This window comes from Pseudomonas sp. JZ134 (assembly GCF_051027695.1).
Taxonomy (GTDB): Bacteria; Pseudomonadota; Gammaproteobacteria; order Pseudomonadales; family Pseudomonadaceae; genus Chryseomonas; species Chryseomonas luteola.
In genome coordinates this window covers 545,164-563,660 of sequence record NZ_CP069251.1, presented here as the reverse complement: position 1 = coordinate 563,660, position 18,497 = coordinate 545,164, and the positions used below count along the sequence as shown (strand labels likewise).

Here is an 18,497-nt window from a genome sequence, read left to right as displayed (position 1 = left end):
ATGAGCGCAGACAGACGATGCTAGGGATTGGGAATAGCAGAGTTAATAGATATCAAGCCTGCGTTTGCCTGCACAGGCCTGACTAAAAGTCAGGTTTTGTAGCGACTCTAGATATTTTTCTTCCCAAGTGGCCTTATACCCGCTCAAACCTGTAATTAACGTTTTCTTGAAGATCTCGGCTTCAAATCGCAAAGCCTGACAATTACCAGATTATTTCTTCTTCTCTGGTGGATAACGGCAGTTTCTACTGGAATTAGACCTTCGCCGCGAGTGGGTGGAAGCGCGGGGGAGCCAGGTCTACCATGGAGGAAGCCAATCTTTAGCTACTGCCTTTGGAGTTCTTATGCACGCGTCATCGTCCGTCGCTCCTGCTGTAGACGACGCCATTGCTCATGACAGGGAGGCGCTTATTCACCATTTGAAAGGGGTGGTCGGCCCTCAGCACGTATTGACCGACCCCTCTCGCACAAAGCGATTTCGCAGCGGGTATCGCTTTGGTACGGGTGATGCGATTGCCGTCGTTCAGCCAGGTTCGCTTCTGGAGCAGTGGGAGGTGGTCAAGGCGTGTGTGAAAGCCAATACGATTATCATCATGCAGGCGGCCAATACAGGGCTTACAGGCGGATCAACGCCCGACGGCAACGATTACGACCGTGACATTGTGCTCATCAATACCATGCGCATGAAGAAGATCCAGCTGATCATGAATGGAGAGCAGGTGATCTGTTTTCCTGGGTCCACCCTTGATCAGCTGGAGCGAGAACTGAAAGTTCACGGCCGGGAGCCTCATTCGGTGATTGGCTCCTCTTGCATCGGTGCGTCCGTGCTGGGTGGCGTCTGTAACAATTCAGGCGGTTCGCTCATCCAGCGCGGCCCGGCGTATACCCAGATGGCGCTTTATGCGCGTCTGGATGAGCGTGGTGAGCTTCATCTGGTCAATCACCTTGGTGTTGCGCTAGGCAGTACGCCGGAGGAAATCCTGACGCGGCTGGATAATCACCAGTACAGTGAAGCCCACATCGAACGTGACGCAGGGGCCGGTTCTGACAAGGGCTACACCAGCCATGTGCGGGAGGTGGATGCCAATACCCCGGCGCGCTTCAACGCCGACACGAGCCGCTTGTACGAGGCTTCTGGCAGCGCAGGAAAGCTGGCTGTTTTTGCGGTTCGGCTGGATACCTTTCCCATCGAGAAAGATACCGCGGTTTTCTATATCGGCACTAACGATACCGCCGACCTTACGGAAATCCGGCGGCATATGCTCGCCAACTTTCCGCAACTGCCCATTGCCGGTGAGTACATGCATCGGGATGCCTTCGATGTCGCAGAAGCCTACGGCAAAGACACTTTTCTCATCATCGACCGCCTGGGCACCGAACGGCTGCCCAAGTTGTTCTCGCTCAAGAGCCGTTTCGATGAGGTATTCAACCGCTTCAGCTTTCTACCATCGCACCTGGGTGACCGGGTTCTGCAGGCACTGAGCCGCTTGTTCCCAAGCCATCTGCCCAAGCGAATGAAAGCGTATCGGGATCAGTATGAGCATCATTTGATACTCAAGGTCGCGGGCCCTTTGATCGATGAGACGCAGCGTTACCTGGACAGCTTTTTCGGTCAAGCCCGTGGTGCCTATTTCAGGTGTACCGCTGAGGAGGGGCGCAAGGCGTTCCTGCATCGCTTTGCCGCTGCCAGCGCAGCGATACGTTATCGGGACGTTCACCCTAAGGAGGTGGAAGACATCGTGGCGCTGGACATTGCATTGAGACGCAATGACCGGGAGTGGTTCGAAACGCTTCCCGCTGACCTCGATGGCAAGCTTGTCCATAAGCTGTACTACGGTCATTTCTTCTGCCATGTTTTCCATCAGGATTACATCGTCAAGAAAGGTAATGACTGTCTGGCGATTGAGCATCGCATGTGGGACTTACTGGATCAGCGCGGTGCAGAGTATCCGGCAGAACACAACGTGGGCCATCTCTACCATGCCAAGCCGGGCCTAAAAGCGTTCTACCGCAAGCTCGATCCATGCAATAACTTCAACCCAGGCATCGGTCACACCAGCAAGTGCAGCCATTGGGCAGAGCCGGGAATACAGGCGGGAAGGGTGATTGAGTAAAGAAATTAGATGCTGAGTTAAATCAGGCGAAGAGAATAAATGACCGCCTTAGAACGGGTAACCGTGGGGAAACTAAAGCGGTCGATATAAATGTTACGTATCGAATGTGAAGAAATGATGAATGCACGATGAAGGAAGGATGACGGCTTACCAGTATGTCTCCGATCATCAAGAACTAAGATTCAGGCTTGGTATGTCTGTTTTTAATTTAGAAGAGGTAAAAGACCGTAGCCATATCGCTAGATATCATTTTGATATTAGTCAATGATAAAGCCGCTGAACGGTTTAAAAAGATAGACAGACGGCATTTCCGTAATGTGATCTGCAGCACATAATAGCCCGCCTCTTTTCAGGTCTCATGGAGGGTGATGGCGTGGCGGAAAGAGATAAGGCGAGACGGCTCGTAGAGCTGCAGAAGGAAATTCGTCAGTACCAAATAAAGGTAGACCAGGCCCGCCTGCTCGTCCAGAAAACTTTTCTGGATTACTCGGAAGCCTATAATACCTTGAGTTTGCTGGAGGCTCAGCTTGAAGCCGAATGGCAGCATCAGGGCGTTAGTGCCTGACAACTGTGTTTTATTCAGGCTGGGCGATTCTGGTTCGCGTAATCAGTTTTCTAATCGATAATTCAATAGCCCCGATTTTCAAATCGCTTCTGCCCTGTATCCTATGGCTGCGTATAACGCTTGAGGAGCAGGGTCGTGAGCAAGACGCGAGTAGGGGTCATCTTTGGTGGTCGCTCTTCGGAGCATGAGGTTTCATTACAATCCGCCAAAAATATTGTCGACGCCATCGACAAGGCGAACTTCGAGGTCATTCTTATCGGAATCGACAAGGAAGGCCGATGGCATCTCAATGATGCGTCCAATTATCTGCTTCATGCTGAAGACCCCGCGCTCATTGCACTCAATCGGTCCAATCGAGCCATGGCCCTTGTGCCAGGACAGCGTGAGCAGCAACTGATTGAAACCTCCTCTGCCCGGGCGCTGGGGCAAATTGATGTCATTTTCCCGATTGTACATGGCCCCTTGGGCGAAGACGGCTCTCTTCAAGGGCTTCTCCGCATGGCCGATCTGCCTTTCGTCGGGTCTGGCGTGCTGGGGTCTGCTGTCTGCATGGATAAGGATGTTACCAAGCGGCTACTGCGCGATGCAGGATTACCGGTTACTCCCTTCCTGACATTCAGCCGCCTGACCGCTGCCCGCACTTCATTCAGTGAGGTCACCGCAGCGTTAGGGACGCCGGTGTTCGTCAAACCTGCCAATCAAGGATCGTCCGTAGGTGTCAGCAAGGCGGAAACGGAAGCCGAATACCTTGATGCGATGGCTCAGGCATTTGCCTACGATACTAAGGTGTTGGTGGAGCAAGCCGTCAAGGGGCGTGAAATCGAGTGTGCAGTTCTCGGAAACGAGGAGCCGGTCGCCAGTGCGTGCGGAGAAATCGTTGTGTACAGTGGTTTCTACTCATACGACACCAAATATATTGATGACGCAGCGGCTGAGGTCAATGTCCCGGCGGATCTGCCATATGCGATCAGCGAGCGCATACGCTCACTGGCGTTGGACGCATTCAAGGTGCTGGGATGTTCGGGTTTGGCAAGGGTCGATGTGTTTCTGACAGCCAGTGGCGAGGTCTTGATCAATGAGGTCAATACACTCCCGGGCTTTACCAATATCAGCATGTATCCCAAGCTCTGGGAAGCTAGCGGGCTGTCTTATCAGGATTTGATCACTCGGCTGATTGAGCTGGCGCAGGAGCGTCATGCCCAGGAGCGTGCACTTAAGCATTCACGTTAGTCGAGAAGAAGGCTAAGGCAGTCTGCCTTAGCCTTTGTTCAGCCTTACAGCCTTTTGAGCCGCAGGTTTGGCAAGGATGCCGTCGGCCCGAAACATGGCCTTGATACCCCGCACGGCCTGACGAATACGGTCCTGGTTTTCGATCAACGCGAAGCGGACATGGTCGTCCCCGTATTCTCCAAATCCAATCCCGGGTGAGACCGATACCTTGGCATCCGCCAGCAGCTTCTTGGCAAATTCAAGCGAGCCAAGGTGCGCATAGGCTTCAGGGATTTTGGCCCAGACATACATCGATGCCTTTGGGTTCTCGACCATCCAGCCCGCTTCATGCAGACCTTTTACCAATACATCCCGACGTTGCTGGTACTGCACAGCAATATCACGTACGCATTGCTGATCGTCTTCCAGTGCTGCAATCGCAGCTACCTGTAATGGCGTAAATGTCCCGTAATCGTGATAACTCTTGATACGCGCCAGCGCACTGACCAACTCGGGGTTGCCTACCATGAAGCCGATTCGCCAGCCGGCCATGTTGTAGCTTTTTGACAGAGTGAAGAACTCGACGGCGATGTCCTTGGCGCCTGACACCTGCATGATGGAAGGTGCCTTCCAGCCGTCAAACACGATGTCGGCATAGGCAAGGTCGTGAACGACCAGAACGTTGTATTGCTTGGCCAGGGCGATGACGCGCTCGAAAAATTCAAGCTCAACGCATTGAGCCGTGGGATTGGATGGAAACCCCAGGATCATCATCTTTGGCTTGGGAATACTTTCGCGAATAGCCCGCTCAAGCTCGGCAAAAAAATCCATACCCGGTACCAGCGGTACGGAGCGTACCTGGGCACCTGCAATAACAGCACCATAGATATGAATCGGATAGCTGGGGTTGGGTACCAGTACCGTGTCGCCGGCGTCCAGGGTTGCCAGCATAAGATGGGCGAGACCTTCCTTTGACCCAATCGTGACGATGGCTTCGGACTCCGGATCAATTTCGACTGAATAACGATCCTGATACCAGCGCGAGATGGCGCGGCGCAGGCGAGGAATGCCTCTAGAGCTGGAGTAGCCGTGAGTGTCTTCACGCTGGGCGACCTGGCACAGCTTTTCCACAATGTGAGGCGGTGTGGCGCCGTCCGGATTACCCATGCTCAGGTCGATGATGTCCTCGCCACGACGGCGAGCGGCCAGCTTGAGTTCAGTGGTAATGTTGAAAACGTAAGGGGGGAGACGATCAATACGCGTGAAGCGACGCATGGAGCTGGAGTCAGCCATGTTTTCCTCGATAGACGTAAGCGCCCGGAACCGTCCGAGCGACGCAGGTCACAGCATGTGACGTGACATGACTGTAGCCGAGAGAACAGCGAAGCGGCATAGACAGTTTTCTTTTTATTTAATGACCTTCTGTATTACACACCCTTCGAAAGGCCTGCGATCAGTTTGCCCAGGAGCTGATCCAGTTGATGCTGTTCTGAGTCGGTCAGTGCGGCCAATACCTGGCGCTCGTTTTCAACATGTGGCGCCAGCATCTCATCGATCAGCATTCGCCCTTTGTCTGTCAAGGCGACCAGTGTACCGCGGCGGTCAGAGGGATGTTTGCGCCGTTCTATCAATTCGGCGTGCTCCAGACGATCCAGGCGGTTGGTCATGCCACCTGAAGAGATCATTGCCGCCTCATAAAGCGCCGTTGGTGTCAATGAAAATGGCTCTCCCGAGCGCCGAAGAGTGGCCAATACATCAAACTCGCCCGGATGCAATTCATAGCGGGCAAAGAAGGGGTTGATGTAATCCCGCGTAATCAGCTGGGCAAGCTCGCCAAATCTCCCCAGGACCTGCATAGGGAAGGGGTCTATATCCGGCCGTTGAGTTTTCCATTGCTGAGCAGCAAGCAGGGCTCGATCAGTCATATTATATCCTCATATCCTGACGTTAAGATACTTTGTATTAAGGTAATCATAGAGAGGTTAATCCAGACAATCAAAAAGAGTTGTGCATGACTGCCTCGAACCACACCTATAGAACCTGGCCAGTAGTGTTGGCCCTGATGCTGGTCAGCCTTAACCTAAGGCCCATCCTGGCTGCGATTGGACCATTGCTCGATGAAATCCAGCATACGACTGGGCTTACCAATGCTTCGGCAGGTCTGCTGACGACATTGCCCGTATTTGCAATGGGCGTGGGTGCCTTGTTTGGTTCACGGCTTCAGGTGCTTTTGGGGGAATATAAAGGGGTTATGGCTGGCGTAGTGGCGATTGCCTTTGCAGGTGTATTACGCTGGCTGCTGCCTTCGACAACCGGGCTTGTCCTGACGGCCATGCTTGCAGGGCTGGGCATCGCGTTGGTACAGGCGCTACTGCCCGCTTATATCAAACGTCACTTTCCTACCCGTGTAGGTATGCTGATGGGCCTTTACACCACCGGTATCATGGGTGGGGCCGCGCTTGCTGCAGCGTCAGCGTCGCCGCTGACACAGATCACCGGTAATTGGGAAATCACTTTTGCCCTGTGGTCCGTTCCTGCAGTCCTGGGTGCGCTGGCGTGGAGGCAGACTGCCTCACATGAAACTGCACCAGCCGCCACCGCGCCCGTCCGGCTCCCGTTGGGTGCCGGTAGAGCCTGGTTGCTGATGGCGGCTTTTGGTATCGGTACTGGTGCGTATACATTGGTACTCGCCTGGCTCCCGCCGTTCTATGTTCAGTTGGGGTGGTCTGCAGCTGACAGCGGCTATCTGCTCGGCGCACTGACGCTAACGGAAGTAGCAGCAGGGCTTTCCGTATCAATGTTCATCGGCCGCTTTCCTGATCGGCGTGTTCCGTTATTAGGTATGTTGCTGCTGATATTGGCAGGGTTGGCAGGACTCGTGATCGCGCCCTTGTCAATGGCCATTCCCGCCGCCGTATTGCTCGGTATCGGAATCGGCGCACTGTTTCCGCTCTCCCTGATCGTGACTATGGATCACGTCAGCGATGCCAAAGGCGCCGGCGCGTTGATGGGGTTCGTACAAGGGGGTGGTTATATCATTGCCAGCGGTATGCCCCTCCTGGCGGGGTTGATACGAGAACACTCAACCAATCTTTCCCAGGCATGGCTGCTGATGGCATTCGGTATTGTGGTGCTGATGGCAATCGTGATGCGTTTTAAGCCTGCCGCTCAGTTCGAGTCTCATAGCTGGCGTTTACAGCCTCGTTAGGTGTTACCTTGGCGGTCAGTCTGGTCCAGTACCGATCGCCTTTCCATTTAGGGTGGCTGACTCGCATCCCGGTTTGAGTCGAGCGGCTGTGTGGCAGGGGCAACGAAGCCTTTCTGGACCCTCTGGAGATAAAATCAGATAGGGTTCGTATGTCAGTGTGCAAAATAATGCATACCGCCATCTACCGGAATAACCGCGCCGGTGATGTAGCGTGCCAGTGGTGAGGCGAGAAACGCGACCAATGCAGCAACGTCTTCAGGCTCGCCAAAATAACCGGCCGGAATATGACGCTGAACGAAGTCGGCCCTGGCTTCAGCAGAAGGGTGCAGCTGGGTCATGACTTGCCTGCTATGGATTCGACCCGGCGCAATACAGTTGACGGTAATGCCTTGCACGGCGACCTCACAGGACAGTCCCTTCGACCAGAGATGCAGGGCACCCTTGGCTGCGCTCGCCGCGTTCAAGCTGCGCGGCTCCATGGACCCGCTGATTGAAATGATCCGACCCCAACGTCTGTTCTGCATAGCGGGAAGTACGGCATGAGTCAGCCGCCGGGCTGCAATGAAATTGAGCAGAAAGGCTTGGCGCCACTCCTCTTCGCTTGCCATCAATGCGACAGGACGCGAGGCGCCTGCGGCATTGACCAGAATATCAATGACGCTGCCTTCGATCGCTTCAAGCATACTGTGCAACGCATCTTCGTCAGCCAGGTCCCCTGTAAGAAGCTTTACGGTAGGGGCGCCCAGCATGGACGCCTCACAAGCGACGGCCTGCAACCGATCCGTATCCCTGGCAAGCAGAACGAGGTTGACACCCTCGGCAGCCAACAGCTTTGCAATACCAGCCCCTATGCCAGCGCTTGCACCCGTGACCAGCGCCGTCTTGTCATCAAGACAGATATCCATGATTACCACTCCTGGCTAACCAGATCGTGTATGGCGTCCGCAAGCGTGTCGACTTCCGCTTCGCTGATGATCAATGGCGGTAACAGGCGAATAGTATTTTCCCGTGTGACATTGATTAGCAGCCGATGCCGGTCAAGCGCCCGTTGCATCAATGATCGGCAGGGCTTATTCAACTGAATGCCCAGCAGGAGACCATGGCCGCGTATTGCCTGAACCTGTGGGAGGTGGCTCAAGCGGTTCTCGAGGCGGTCCTTGAGCTGTGTACCCCGTTGTGCCGCATGCAGGACCAAGCCTTCTTCCTTGATAACATCCAGCACCGCACATCCCACTCGACATACGAGCGGATTTCCACCAAAGGTACTGCCATGGCTTCCTGGTGTGAAAAGATCGGCAGCAATGCCGGCTGCCAGGCAAGCGCCAATAGGCAAGCCATTGGCAAGCGCCTTGGCGAGTGTAACGACATCGGGTTGGATGCCTTCATGTTGATAGGCGAACCAGGCAGCTGTACGACCCATGCCGCTCTGAATTTCATCCAGTATGAGCAACCAGCCGTTGCGCGTGCAATGCGTACGTAACGCGGTAAGGTAACCCACGGGTGGCGCTATCACGCCGGCTTCTCCCTGAATGGGCTCAACCAGCAATGCTACAATCTGGTCACCATACCGTTGGGTTACGGCGTCAAGTGCGTCCAAGTCACCAAACGGTATCCTGACAAAGTCGTTGATCAACGGCCCGAAGCCGTTGCGAACACTAGGGCTGTCGCTGGCGGATATCATGGCGAGTGAACGCCCATGAAATGCATTTTCCATCACGACCACCTTGGGTGTTAAGACGCCTTTATGCTGAGCATACCGACGGGCAAGTTTAAAAGCGGCCTCGTTGGCCTCCGAGCCCGAATTGCCAAAGAACACGCGCTGCATACCCGTAAGTTGTGTCAGACGCTCGGCCAACTCGTGCTGCCAGGTAATGCTGTAGTGATTGGAGGTGTGCATCAGCAGGTCGGCCTGCTCCTGAATGACTTGGGTAATCCGCGGGTGGGAGTGACCGATATTGGTTACTGCAATACCCGCAACAGCATCTAGATATTCAATTCCTTGCTGATCCCACACTCGCGTTCCCTTGCCCCTTACAAAGCTGACCGTCAACGGGCTATATGTCTGCATCAAGGGCAGGGATGAGCCTGTAAATGCAGACGTCTGGCCAAATCCGAAGGTAGAGGTTGAAGAGATAGCTGTCATAAAGCCTCCTATTAGAGAAGGCTTGAGTATCTTTATGTAGCAATATGAGATAAACGCTATGATTGTTCTATCACTTTGAATCCAGGCTTTAAAATGGATCTTTATCAAGCCATGACGGTGTTTGTACGTGTAGTCGAAAGTGGCAGCATGACTGCAGCAGGTGAACAGTGTGGGTTGTCCACTACGATGATCGGCAACCATCTCCGCGCGTTGGAGAAGCGCCTCGGCATGAGTCTTTTGCGCAGGACTACTCGGCGGCAAAGTCTGACAGAGTTCGGGTCGGTCTATTATCAGCGGTGCGTCGAGGTGCTGGGTCTCGTAGCCGATTCGGAGCGTCTGGCTGAGCAGGCGCAGGCTAATCCTCATGGAGTCTTACGTCTCACGGCACCGCCCACGTTTGGCTCGGAATGCCTGATGCCTGCCTTGGCAGACTATCTGGCCCAGTACCCAGAAATCAGGCTCGACGTGGTATTAACGGATCGAGTAGTCGATCTGGTTGAGGAGGGTTTCGATGTCGCCATTCGCCTGGGCACGCTGGATGCGTCACGGCTCATTGCCCGACCACTGATGGAATATGGCCTGACGATATGTGCATCGCCTGAGTATCTACAGCGGCATGGTTACCCAGAGCGGCCGGAAGAGCTTTCCCACCATGAATGCTTGTCCTTCGCCTATCCTGCCGGCACGGAGTGGCGATGGACCGAAAAGCGTTGGTGCTTGGGCGGACCGGAAGGCGAGGTTTCCATCGATATCAGTGGCCGTGTCATAGTCAACAGTGCCCAGGGGCTTCGGCAGGCCGCGCTCAGTGGGATCGGAATCGTTATGCTACCTAACGTCCTGGTGTGGCAAGATCTGCAGCAGGGCAGGTTGGTCAAGCTGCTGGACCATTATCAATTGCCCAGCAGGCCCATGCACCTAGTCTATTCCCAGGACCGTTATCGCTCACCCAAACTCCGCAGTTTTGTTGATTATGCGTTAGAGACATTTAGGTAAGGATGCTGCTCTCCGCTCAAACATAGCTGTCGCTAACTGGCACAACTGTTGCTTTTATCTTGCTGCCCTTAAGTTAACGCCTCGATAACCGATACGTATAACAGGTGGATCATGTGCTTAATGACTTGTCAATAGCACTGGTCGAGCGAATTGATACTGAACATTCAGATGTAGTTCATCACGATCAATCATGAAAACACGTTATACAGGCACGGCGAACAGATTGCTAAATCCTGCTGCACAGCAGGAGGGTAGCGCTTTTGATCTTACAAAGGATGAATATGCGTTCATCAATCTGATCCTGAGGGAGCACGCGTCCAATGATGGACGTGCAGATGGTCAAGCGGCAGACGCCAATTTAATGACTGATCTTTCAGATACAGAGCTGAGGAGCGAGTTTTCCAATCAGGCCCAGATGCTTGATGCTGCCATGACGCTGATCGATGCTTCCTCTTTTTCCGGTCAGGAAACACTGGAGCAGGCGGCCCTCGAATGCCTCAAGCTGGCACGTGCCCTGGTTGGGCAATTGATGGGCCAGCCTGGAAGCAATGAGGTACCTTCAGTAGGATGATGCGTTTTACTCTCCGTCTCTGTTCATCCAGCTGTTGATTTCTGCGAAAGAAACGGCGCTTTCGGCAAAGCCGAATGTGCCTTCATCGCGAGCTTCCAATGCCGCTGCGATAAATCCACTCCATGCCGCTCGCGCCAATGAGCTACCCAGACTTATCCGTTTGACTCCCGCTTCGGCCAGCTCACTCACGCTATAGTTCGCTCCAGACAGGCCCATCACAACATTGACTGGCTTGGATACGGACTCGCAAATCAGCCGTATGGCTTCCAGATCAGGCAGCCCGGGCGCATACAAGACATCTGCTCCTGCTGCTTCGTAGGCTTGGAGACGCCGCACCGTATCATCGAGGCTTGCACCACCACAGGTATAGGTCTCAGCACGTGCGACCAGCATGAAAGGGTAACCCAGCTCCTTTACGGCTTCAGCTGCAGCCGCGATACGCTCCACCGCATGGTTGAAGTCGTAGAGAGGCGAGCTTGCGTTGCCGGTGGCATCCTCGATCGAGCCGCCTGCCAGTCCTATTTCAGCCGCCCGCTGTATCGTTTCGCTCACTGCTTCTGGCGAGTCACCAAAGCCGTTTTCCAGGTCTGCGCTGACCGGCAGGTCGGTTGCCAGAACGATACTTTCCGCATTGGCCAACACGCAATCACGGGAAAGGCTCCCGCGTGCATCCTGGCGCCCCAGGCTAAAGGCTAATCCTGCGCTGGTCGTTGCCAAGGCCTCGAAGCCAAGCCGGCTCAATATGCGGGCGCTACCGGCATCCCATGGATTGGGCAGGATCAGCGGTTGATCATACGTATGAAGCTTCTTGAAGAGTGCCGCTTTCTCGAAAACATCCATGGCTAGGTCCTTTCAGGCTCAATAGTCAGGTAATTCTTGCAGCTGCTTTGACGACGTGCAGTCAAACCGGGTCCTGCATCTTGACGCAGTCATTGCTGGAGCAGACCGCCGTCTGTCAGCGGAAACAACGGATGCGATTTCCTAAACTGAATTGAGACGGAGTCGACTAATCTCATCAATGGCCTATGGAGGCGACAGCTGGCACTAAACTCTTTTAAACGTCGTGTCTCAAAGCTCGCGTACAGGGATCCATCGTCAGGATCTTCACTTTCAGGGCATTTTTATCAGAGCCGCGCCCAGGCTCAACATTATGGATATGCCGAATGGACGCCTACGCCGTGCTTAATGAAGAGCTTACCCTTTTAGCCAGCAGCGACTCACTGCCACCTTATGACCGTAAGCTTGCCTCATCGATTCTCTATCGCCTGCTGATGGAAGAGTCAGGCGAGATGTCTCAGATCTGCCGGTCCTCCATTCTGACCGTTCTGGCTATGTTGATTCGTGAAGATGTTGAAAAGAACAACAAGCAAGCCATCGCAACGACCAATCAGATTCTTGAGCGTATCAAGCAGTAATAAAAGTCCGCCTCATGCGCCTGAGTTCTAGAGCTCAGGCAGGCATCGACTCGGACAGGCGATAAAGCTGGAGCTGTTAGACGCTCCCTGACAGCTTACTCACCACCTACCAACCGGTCGAGATCTATGGGGTCTCCCGGCTGGGTATGCAGTTTTTCTCTTAAATCTTCAAACATCTGGTCGTAATCCTCGTGATGCGTAAAGACGCTCGCCTTGGGTAGAGGCACACCATAGCGGCGCAGGCGATGATCAATTTCCGCCAGGAAGTTATAGGCTTCGTCTCGGTGCATGGAAAACTTTTCTTCTACCGCACGTTGGCCCACGTGACCTGAGAGGTAAAAGTGAGCATGCTGGTTTGAGGAAACAGGGTCGACCGTATATTCCAGTAGCAAATGCATGGCAGGAAGGTATCCATTGGCAACCTGATCGACTTCGATGCGGCCGGGCACGAACATGAGCAAACTCCTGCAGAAATGATCACTAACGTTTCAACGCTGCTGGTGGATGATGTAACCGTCAAATCAGCAGCGACAGTATGAATGTCCAGACGCAAACATACGCCAACAGTGCCAGGCTGTACTGAAGCACCATTCTCATAATCGAAGATTCAGCGCCTACCTGATCCACGGCGGCTGCGGCAATGGCGATCGATTGCGGTGAAATCAGCTTGGCCATCACGCCTCCGCTGGTATTGGCGGCGACAAGCAGTGCCTGGCTGGTGCCAATCTGAAGCGCTGTCACGGATTGCAGATGGGCAAATAGCGTGTTGTTGTTGACCACCGAGCCGGTGATAAAAACGCCCAGCCAGCCGATAGCAGGAGAAAGCAGTGGAAAGATGCTTCCGGTTTCTGCCAAGGCAAGCCCGATGGTAGAAGAGGCACCTGAAAAATTGGCGATATAGGCAACACCCATGATGAGGCAGATCATGATCAAGGGACGCCACAGCTCTTTTATGGTCTGCTTCAACTGCTCGCCTGCACCCTGCCATGAAAGCGTAGGAGAAAGCAGTGTGGTTAACAGTACTGAAAGTAGAATGGCTGTTCCCGGCGCGCTGATTAGCGCAACGCTCCAGGTAGCGGGTAAGGTATGAGCTACAGCGGCAATTGGTGGAATTTCTTCGATCTGCTGATGAAGAAACGGGGCATTCAATTTGAGCACGCTGGCCGCTAGCGGGCCCTGCGCTGCAAACAGCGATTTGAATGCGGGCAGGCTCCACAGCAGCACGATTCCGGTCAGAATATAAAAAGGCGACCAGGCTGCCAGAACCTGCATCAGAGACCAACGCTGTGTAGAGCGTGGCGGTGCGTCAGACTCGCGATAGATACGGCTGGGCTGCCAGACCTGCATGAATAGCGCTAGGGCCCCCATGGATACAAGCGGAGCGATGATATCCACCAGCTCCGGTCCTAGCAGATACAGCGTAAGCGTCTGCAGACCACTGAATAGCACGCCGATCAACAAAAGGACCGGCCATGTTTCACGGATGCCACGCAACCCATCCAGTACCAGGATCAAGAGCATCGGGATAAGCAGGGTGGCTGGCTGAACAATGGCGATCATCATCAGCGCCATGTCATCCAGCGGCACAGAGCCTTGTTGCGCGCCAACAATTACCGGGATTCCGATGGCGCCATAGGCGCCAGCCGCAGCATTGGCCAGCAGGCACAGCATGGCAGCCTTGAGCGGCTTGAAACCCAACTCGACCAGAAGCGCCGCGCAGATGGCAATAGGTACACCAAAGCCTGCAGCACCCTCGAGAAAGCCACCAAAGCAGAACGCAATCAAGATGACCTGAATGCGCTGATCTTCAGAAATGGTGGCAATACTGCCACGGATGACATCAAACTTGCCGCTCTTGACTGCCAGTTTGTAAAGCCACACCGCCATCAGCACGATATAGCCAATCGGCCATAAACCGTTGGCGATCCCCAACAGCGCGGCGCTCAGGATTTTGCCAAGGGGCATGCCGAACAGAAACAGAGAGGAGACCACGGCAATGCCCAGGGTCAGCAGGGAGGCGGTCAGCCCTTTCAACTTGAGAAGCGTCAGTGCTGCCAGAAAGAACAAGATAGGAACAGCGGCCACCAAAGCCGAGAGATAGGCGTTACCAAGCGGGTCGTATAGTTGTTGCCACATGACGGGGCTCCCTTAGCGGCCGGCCGGATCCCTGTTGATCAGCACATTGGAGCATGCTGTCCCGTTCACCAGGCATTCCAGGTTACGGAGTGTCACCTCGGAAATCTCGCGTAGCGCTTCGACGGTAAAGAAGCCCTGGTGTCCGGTCACAATTACATTGGGAAAGGTCATCAGCCGCTGGAAGACATCGTCATCAATGATGTCGGATGAGCGATCATGGAAGAAGAGGAAACTTTCCTGCTCATACACATCAATGGCCAGGGCGCCTAACTGACGGCTCTTCAGTGCCTCTATAACAGCGGCCGTGTCCACCAGTCCGCCGCGGGAGGTATTGACGAGCATGGCGCCGGGCTTCATCTCGGCCAAGGTGCGTTCATTGATAATGTGGCGGGTTGCGTCCATCAAGGGGCAGTGCAACGTCACGATGTCCGATTGTGCCAGTAGCATGTCGAGGTCAACGAAATCCCCAAGCGTCTTGAATTCAGGCGCAGGCATGGGATCGTATCCCAGCAGGCGACAGCCAAATCCTTTCAGGATGCGGGCCGTTGCCAAACCGATTTTGCCGGTGCCGATAACCCCGACCGTTTTGCCATGCAGCGTAAACCCCAGCAGCCCCTCCAGCATGAAATTGCCTTCGCGGACGCGGTTATAAGCCCGATGCGTATGCCGGTTAAGCGTAAGGATAAGCGCAATGGTGTGCTCGGCCACTGCTTCGGGTGAATAGGCAGGGACACGCGCAACAAAGAGTCCTAGTCGCTCGGCAGCGTCGAGGTCTACATTATTAAAACCTGCACAACGCAGGAGAATCGCATTAACCCCATATTCCTTGAGTGTTTCGAGAACAGGCGCATCGAGTTGATCGTTGACGAAGGTGCAAATGGCGTCGCTGCCCTGCGCGAGCGCAACGGTTTGAAGCGAGAGCGGGACATTTTGATAGGTGAACTCGAAGTTGTGATGGGCGAAATGGTGTCTATTGGCTTCGTCAAGAAACCGCTGATCGTAGGGCTGGGCGCTGAAAACAGTGATTTTCATGCGATCTCCTCAAGTCACAAAAGAACGAAGTGGTCGTCCCACGTCTGCTACTGCGCGGCCAGTATGGCAATGCCCACGTCTGATACAGATACCCCAAGCCTAGACGAAACCGTCTAGGCTGCTACTTCAACGTGGGGTTCACTGAGCCTGAGCACGAAAACTGCGAATTGTGCAAACATCCTGAGAAAGCTTGTGCTGGTAAGCCGACTTCCATCAGCGCTACGCTTGCACCGTTTCCCTGCTGGTTACCGGCGACGTGACGTCTGTAACCAGCAGGTTGTTTTCCTACATAGTCGATTACGAGCCCGCGCCATGAATGTCATCCTGAACCGTCGAACGTTTTTATTGGCTAGCGCTGTGGTGTCTGCGTCTTATTCGCTAGGTACGCTGGCTGGCGCTAATCGGGATGATGCTTCCTTTCAAGATCGGCTGGCTAAGTTGGAGCAGCAGCTGAATGGACGGCTTGGGGTATGCGCCATCGATACCGCAAATGGAGCACAGTTGGGCTATCGCGCCAATGAGCGGTTTGCCATGAACAGCACGTTCAAGGTCATGCTCGCCTCAGCGTTTCTCGCCCGAAGCCAAGACGAACCGGGGCTCCTCGAAGAACGGCTCACGTACACCCGGGCCGATCTGGTCACATACTCTCCCGTGACGGAAAAGCACGTTTCCACTGGGATGACCGTTGCCGAATTGTGCGCCGCAGGCATTCAGTACAGTGATAACACCGCGGCCAATGTGCTCATGAAAAAGCTGGGGGGCCCTGAAGCGGTCACCGCATTTGCCCGTTCGATAGGCGATACGCATTTTCGCCTCGATCGGTGGGAAACCGAACTCAATTCGGCTATTCCGGGAGATCCTCGTGATACGAGTACCCCTCAGGCCATGGCAATGAGCCTGCAACGTCTGGCATTGGGTGACATGCTGGCTGCGGATAAACAGCATCAGTTGCAGGCGTGGTTGAAAGGCAATACCACAGGTGGCAAGCGTATCCGGGCCGGGGTACCGGCTGGCTGGCAGGTAGGCGATAAGACAGGTACGGGTGATTACGGCTCGGCCAACGACGTGGCTATCCTCTGGCCGCCTCGCCGTGCACCCGTTGTGCTGGCTCTCTATTCCGCTCTTGAAAACCCGCAGGCGGAAGCGCGCAATGACGTACTGGCCGATGCGGCGCGCATTGTGGCTGAATGGGTGACAGGCTGATTCTAGCCCATACGCTACGCTCATGCGCAGCGGGTAGTTAAACTGGTGTACAGGAGATGGTATTCCTCCTTTAACTGTTCTTGGGCTAATGATGCCTACGAACCCTGTCTAGAAGGGTTCGTAGGCGTGTGCCTGTATCTTTCCGTCCATATCAGGAAAAATCAATCATGTACGTTGCTTTTCCCGCCGCTGTAACCGGTAGCTCTCCTGGTTGCTCGTTGCTCGTTGCTCGTTGCGCTTTTGGCGTGGTGTAACGATTTCCCTCCTTCCAACTGGGGGCGCTATTCATGACCGGTCTGGGTTCCGGAGCATCGATACGCTATTCAGAAGATGTCGCGCGTGGAGGTGTGATCAATCTTCTAAGCGGGCTTCGCCTGAACCCAAAAGTACATCTGGCGCACAAGATTGCGTCAAATCTCATGAGGCATATCGTGAAAGCTAAATAACTATGACGCTGCTATCACTTTGATTTCAAACGTAGCGCGTATAGTTCTTCCTGGCCTTCCAGCGCTGCGCTGGAGAGGCCTTTACCCCGCACTCTGTTTACACAGAGGCGGGAAGGGAGACTTCAACTCATGCAAGGAAGCTGCTATGAAGGGTGCGATCTTAAAGCCCCGAGGTTTTGCCGTGGCCGCCACAAAGATAGTGCTGGCCGCTGGATTGTTATCCATGTTGTCAACGGCCGAAGCAGGCATCGACCTGGTAAGTCTGAACATGTCGGGTGCAAGTTTTGCAGCCGAGGTGCTGCCGGGCGCTAATGGCGTTAACTACATCTTTCCTACGGAGCAGCATTTCAAGGCGTGGAGCGCAAAGGGCATAAAGACCATTCGTTTCCCCATCCTGTGGGAACGTTTGCAGAAAACCACCTACGCATCGTTTGATCCAACTTATGCTGGGCTTGTAACCCAGACGCTGGACTACGCCCACAAATACAATATGCGGGTTATTCTGGACCTGCATAACTTTGCGCGGTACAAAAATCAGCTGATTGGCAGTCGAAATGTCCCGCTAGACGCGTTTCGTGATGTCACGTATCGAATGGCAGTGGCATGGGGAAGTCACCCTGCCTTGTTCGCCTATGACGTGATGAATGAACCCTATGCGACGTCGGGTACGGTGGCGTCCATCATGCAGGCGGGTATCAATGGTATTCGCCGCATCGATAATACCCATTACATACTGGTGGAAGGTGAAAACTTCTCTAGTGCCTGGTTATGGTCGTCGTCTTCAAGTGCAGGTCTGCTCTCCGTCAAGGATCCGGCCGACAAGATTCTTTATTCAGCGCATACCTACCTGGACGACAATAACTCTGGCACTTACACCAATCCTCGGGATGCTGGGATGAATGATCCTATGGTTGGTGTCAATCGGGTCAGGCCGTTTGTAGAGTGGTTGAAAGCTAACAACAAGAAAGGTTATCTAGGAGAAATCGGTGTTCCGAACAATAATCCTGCCTGGTTACCTGCGCTCGACAATACCCTCAAGTACCTCGCTGAAAATTGTATCCCTGCTTCTGTCTGGGCTGCCGGGCCAGGATGGGGTGACGACTATGTATTGAGTGTGGAGCCTGTTGACGGCAAGGACCGCATCCAATGGCCGATCTTGCGTAAATACGTGGAGACTAGTAATTCGTGTGTGTCTATTGGGCCACAAAAAGCGGCAAGCCCAACTCCGCCCGTGCCCCAACCCAGGCCTGAGCCGCAACCTCAACCAAAGCCCGTGCCTATTCCACAGCCAGTACCGGCTCCACAACCGCAGCCCGTACCTGAGCCCGCGCCAGTACCTCAGCCTGCACCGGCTCCCCTACCTAAGCCATTCGTTTGTCAGTTTGCACTGACATCATGGCTTCCAATCTGCCAGGCAAAGACAAACACGCACGCCTATTGGTGGCATTGGTAAAGCAGAAGCC

At 54.2% G+C, this 18,497-nt stretch carries 17 protein-coding genes and 1 riboswitch; of the genes, 9 read left to right on the top strand and 8 right to left on the bottom strand.

Annotation, left to right across the window (positions count from 1 at the left end):
* The first annotated feature begins 343 nt into the window (after positions 1–343).
* From dld to ddlA, 3 genes are all read left to right on the top strand, one after another.
* The gene (gene dld / locus JQR86_RS22010; protein WP_434155048.1) at positions 344–2,113 is read left to right on the top strand and encodes a D-lactate dehydrogenase; all 1,770 of its coding nucleotides are present in this window, start codon (positions 344–346) and stop codon (positions 2,111–2,113) included.
* A gap of 373 nt (positions 2,114–2,486) precedes the next feature.
* Positions 2,487–2,678 carry a hypothetical protein gene (locus tag JQR86_RS22005; protein ID WP_010798621.1) on the top strand — a complete coding sequence of 64 codons (192 nt, stop codon included), beginning with the start codon at positions 2,487–2,489 and terminating at the stop codon, positions 2,676–2,678.
* 135 nt (positions 2,679–2,813) lie between these two features.
* Positions 2,814–3,908: a D-alanine--D-alanine ligase gene (ddlA, locus tag JQR86_RS22000; protein ID WP_434155047.1), complete on the top strand. Its 1,095-nt coding sequence runs from the start codon at positions 2,814–2,816 to the stop codon at positions 3,906–3,908.
* A gap of 27 nt (positions 3,909–3,935) precedes the next feature.
* On the opposite strand, the gene alaC is transcribed toward ddlA, so the two are convergent.
* Positions 3,936–5,180, bottom strand: a complete 1,245-nt coding sequence (alaC, locus tag JQR86_RS21995) for an alanine transaminase (RefSeq protein ID WP_434155046.1) — start codon at positions 5,178–5,180, stop codon at positions 3,936–3,938.
* Positions 5,181–5,314: 134 nt separating this feature from the next.
* Positions 5,315–5,812: a MarR family winged helix-turn-helix transcriptional regulator gene (locus tag JQR86_RS21990; protein WP_434155045.1), complete on the bottom strand. Its 498-nt coding sequence runs from the start codon at positions 5,810–5,812 to the stop codon at positions 5,315–5,317.
* Positions 5,813–5,898: 86 nt separating this feature from the next.
* On the opposite strand from JQR86_RS21990, the gene JQR86_RS21985 reads away from it, so the two are divergent.
* The gene (locus JQR86_RS21985) at positions 5,899–7,095 is read left to right on the top strand and encodes an MFS transporter (protein WP_434155043.1); all 1,197 of its coding nucleotides are present in this window, start codon (positions 5,899–5,901) and stop codon (positions 7,093–7,095) included.
* 152 nt (positions 7,096–7,247) lie between these two features.
* Here JQR86_RS21985 and JQR86_RS21980 read toward each other — a convergent pair whose 3' ends face one another.
* Together JQR86_RS21980 and JQR86_RS21975 are read right to left on the bottom strand one after the other, a co-directional pair.
* On the bottom strand, positions 7,248–8,000 hold the full coding sequence (locus JQR86_RS21980) for an SDR family NAD(P)-dependent oxidoreductase (RefSeq protein ID WP_434155042.1): 753 nt from the start codon (positions 7,998–8,000) through the stop codon (positions 7,248–7,250).
* A gap of 2 nt (positions 8,001–8,002) precedes the next feature.
* A complete protein-coding gene (locus JQR86_RS21975) occupies positions 8,003–9,163 on the bottom strand; it encodes an aspartate aminotransferase family protein (RefSeq protein ID WP_434155478.1) in 1,161 nt (386 codons plus the stop codon).
* 168 nt (positions 9,164–9,331) lie between these two features.
* On the opposite strand from JQR86_RS21975, the gene JQR86_RS21970 reads away from it, so the two are divergent.
* On the top strand, positions 9,332–10,231 hold the full coding sequence (locus JQR86_RS21970; RefSeq protein ID WP_434155041.1) for a LysR family transcriptional regulator: 900 nt from the start codon (positions 9,332–9,334) through the stop codon (positions 10,229–10,231).
* Positions 10,232–10,421: 190 nt separating this feature from the next.
* Positions 10,422–10,802 (top strand): hypothetical protein, encoded by a 381-nt coding sequence (locus tag JQR86_RS21965; protein WP_074829344.1) that lies wholly within the window; start codon positions 10,422–10,424, stop codon positions 10,800–10,802.
* Between the two features lie 6 nt (positions 10,803–10,808).
* On the opposite strand, the gene JQR86_RS21960 is transcribed toward JQR86_RS21965, so the two are convergent.
* Positions 10,809–11,642: an isocitrate lyase/PEP mutase family protein gene (locus JQR86_RS21960; RefSeq protein ID WP_125889164.1), complete on the bottom strand. Its 834-nt coding sequence runs from the start codon at positions 11,640–11,642 to the stop codon at positions 10,809–10,811.
* A gap of 323 nt (positions 11,643–11,965) precedes the next feature.
* On the opposite strand from JQR86_RS21960, the gene JQR86_RS21955 reads away from it, so the two are divergent.
* On the top strand, positions 11,966–12,217 hold the full coding sequence (locus JQR86_RS21955) for a hypothetical protein (RefSeq protein ID WP_010798611.1): 252 nt from the start codon (positions 11,966–11,968) through the stop codon (positions 12,215–12,217).
* Positions 12,218–12,312: 95 nt separating this feature from the next.
* Here the strand turns inward: JQR86_RS21955 and JQR86_RS21950 are convergent, their stop codons facing one another.
* The 3 genes from JQR86_RS21950 to JQR86_RS21940 all read right to left on the bottom strand — a co-directional run bounded on the left by JQR86_RS21950 (position 12,313) and on the right by JQR86_RS21940 (position 15,385).
* Complete coding sequence (locus tag JQR86_RS21950) at positions 12,313–12,672, bottom strand: DUF5064 family protein (RefSeq protein WP_286786802.1); 360 nt, start codon at positions 12,670–12,672, stop codon at positions 12,313–12,315.
* 61 nt (positions 12,673–12,733) lie between these two features.
* Positions 12,734–14,353 carry an L-lactate permease gene (locus JQR86_RS21945; RefSeq protein WP_286786801.1) on the bottom strand — a complete coding sequence of 540 codons (1,620 nt, stop codon included), beginning with the start codon at positions 14,351–14,353 and terminating at the stop codon, positions 12,734–12,736.
* A 12-nt stretch (positions 14,354–14,365) separates the two neighbouring features.
* The gene (locus JQR86_RS21940; RefSeq protein WP_010798608.1) at positions 14,366–15,385 is read right to left on the bottom strand and encodes a 2-hydroxyacid dehydrogenase; all 1,020 of its coding nucleotides are present in this window, start codon (positions 15,383–15,385) and stop codon (positions 14,366–14,368) included.
* Positions 15,386–15,697: 312 nt separating this feature from the next.
* Between JQR86_RS21940 and blaLUT the strand changes: the two genes are divergently transcribed.
* Positions 15,698–16,588: an LUT family class A beta-lactamase gene (gene blaLUT / locus JQR86_RS21935; protein ID WP_312271513.1), complete on the top strand. Its 891-nt coding sequence runs from the start codon at positions 15,698–15,700 to the stop codon at positions 16,586–16,588.
* A 43-nt stretch (positions 16,589–16,631) separates the two neighbouring features.
* Positions 16,632–16,693, top strand: a riboswitch (Fluoride riboswitch).
* A gap of 486 nt (positions 16,694–17,179) precedes the next feature.
* The gene (locus JQR86_RS21930) at positions 17,180–18,487 is read left to right on the top strand and encodes a glycoside hydrolase family 5 protein (RefSeq protein WP_434155038.1); all 1,308 of its coding nucleotides are present in this window, start codon (positions 17,180–17,182) and stop codon (positions 18,485–18,487) included.
* The last annotated feature ends 10 nt before the right edge of the window (positions 18,488–18,497 follow it).

Coding starts and splice junctions, on each gene's coding strand:
- JQR86_RS21975 (WP_434155478.1), bottom strand. CDS start 9,163: ATGCAGACATATAGCCCGTTGACGGTCAGCTTTGTAAGGGGCAAGGGA.
- JQR86_RS21990 (WP_434155045.1), bottom strand. CDS start 5,812: ATGACTGATCGAGCCCTGCTTGCTGCTCAGCAATGGAAAACTCAACGG.
- blaLUT (WP_312271513.1), top strand. CDS start 15,698: ATGAATGTCATCCTGAACCGTCGAACGTTTTTATTGGCTAGCGCTGTG.
- JQR86_RS21970 (WP_434155041.1), top strand. CDS start 9,332: ATGGATCTTTATCAAGCCATGACGGTGTTTGTACGTGTAGTCGAAAGT.
- JQR86_RS21965 (WP_074829344.1), top strand. CDS start 10,422: ATGAAAACACGTTATACAGGCACGGCGAACAGATTGCTAAATCCTGCT.
- JQR86_RS21940 (WP_010798608.1), bottom strand. CDS start 15,385: ATGAAAATCACTGTTTTCAGCGCCCAGCCCTACGATCAGCGGTTTCTT.
- dld (WP_434155048.1), top strand. CDS start 344: ATGCACGCGTCATCGTCCGTCGCTCCTGCTGTAGACGACGCCATTGCT.
- JQR86_RS21945 (WP_286786801.1), bottom strand. CDS start 14,353: ATGTGGCAACAACTATACGACCCGCTTGGTAACGCCTATCTCTCGGCT.
- JQR86_RS21960 (WP_125889164.1), bottom strand. CDS start 11,642: ATGGATGTTTTCGAGAAAGCGGCACTCTTCAAGAAGCTTCATACGTAT.
- JQR86_RS21985 (WP_434155043.1), top strand. CDS start 5,899: ATGACTGCCTCGAACCACACCTATAGAACCTGGCCAGTAGTGTTGGCC.
- JQR86_RS21930 (WP_434155038.1), top strand. CDS start 17,180: ATGAAGGGTGCGATCTTAAAGCCCCGAGGTTTTGCCGTGGCCGCCACA.
- JQR86_RS21980 (WP_434155042.1), bottom strand. CDS start 8,000: ATGGATATCTGTCTTGATGACAAGACGGCGCTGGTCACGGGTGCAAGC.
- alaC (WP_434155046.1), bottom strand. CDS start 5,180: ATGGCTGACTCCAGCTCCATGCGTCGCTTCACGCGTATTGATCGTCTC.
- JQR86_RS21955 (WP_010798611.1), top strand. CDS start 11,966: ATGGACGCCTACGCCGTGCTTAATGAAGAGCTTACCCTTTTAGCCAGC.
- JQR86_RS21950 (WP_286786802.1), bottom strand. CDS start 12,672: ATGTTCGTGCCCGGCCGCATCGAAGTCGATCAGGTTGCCAATGGATAC.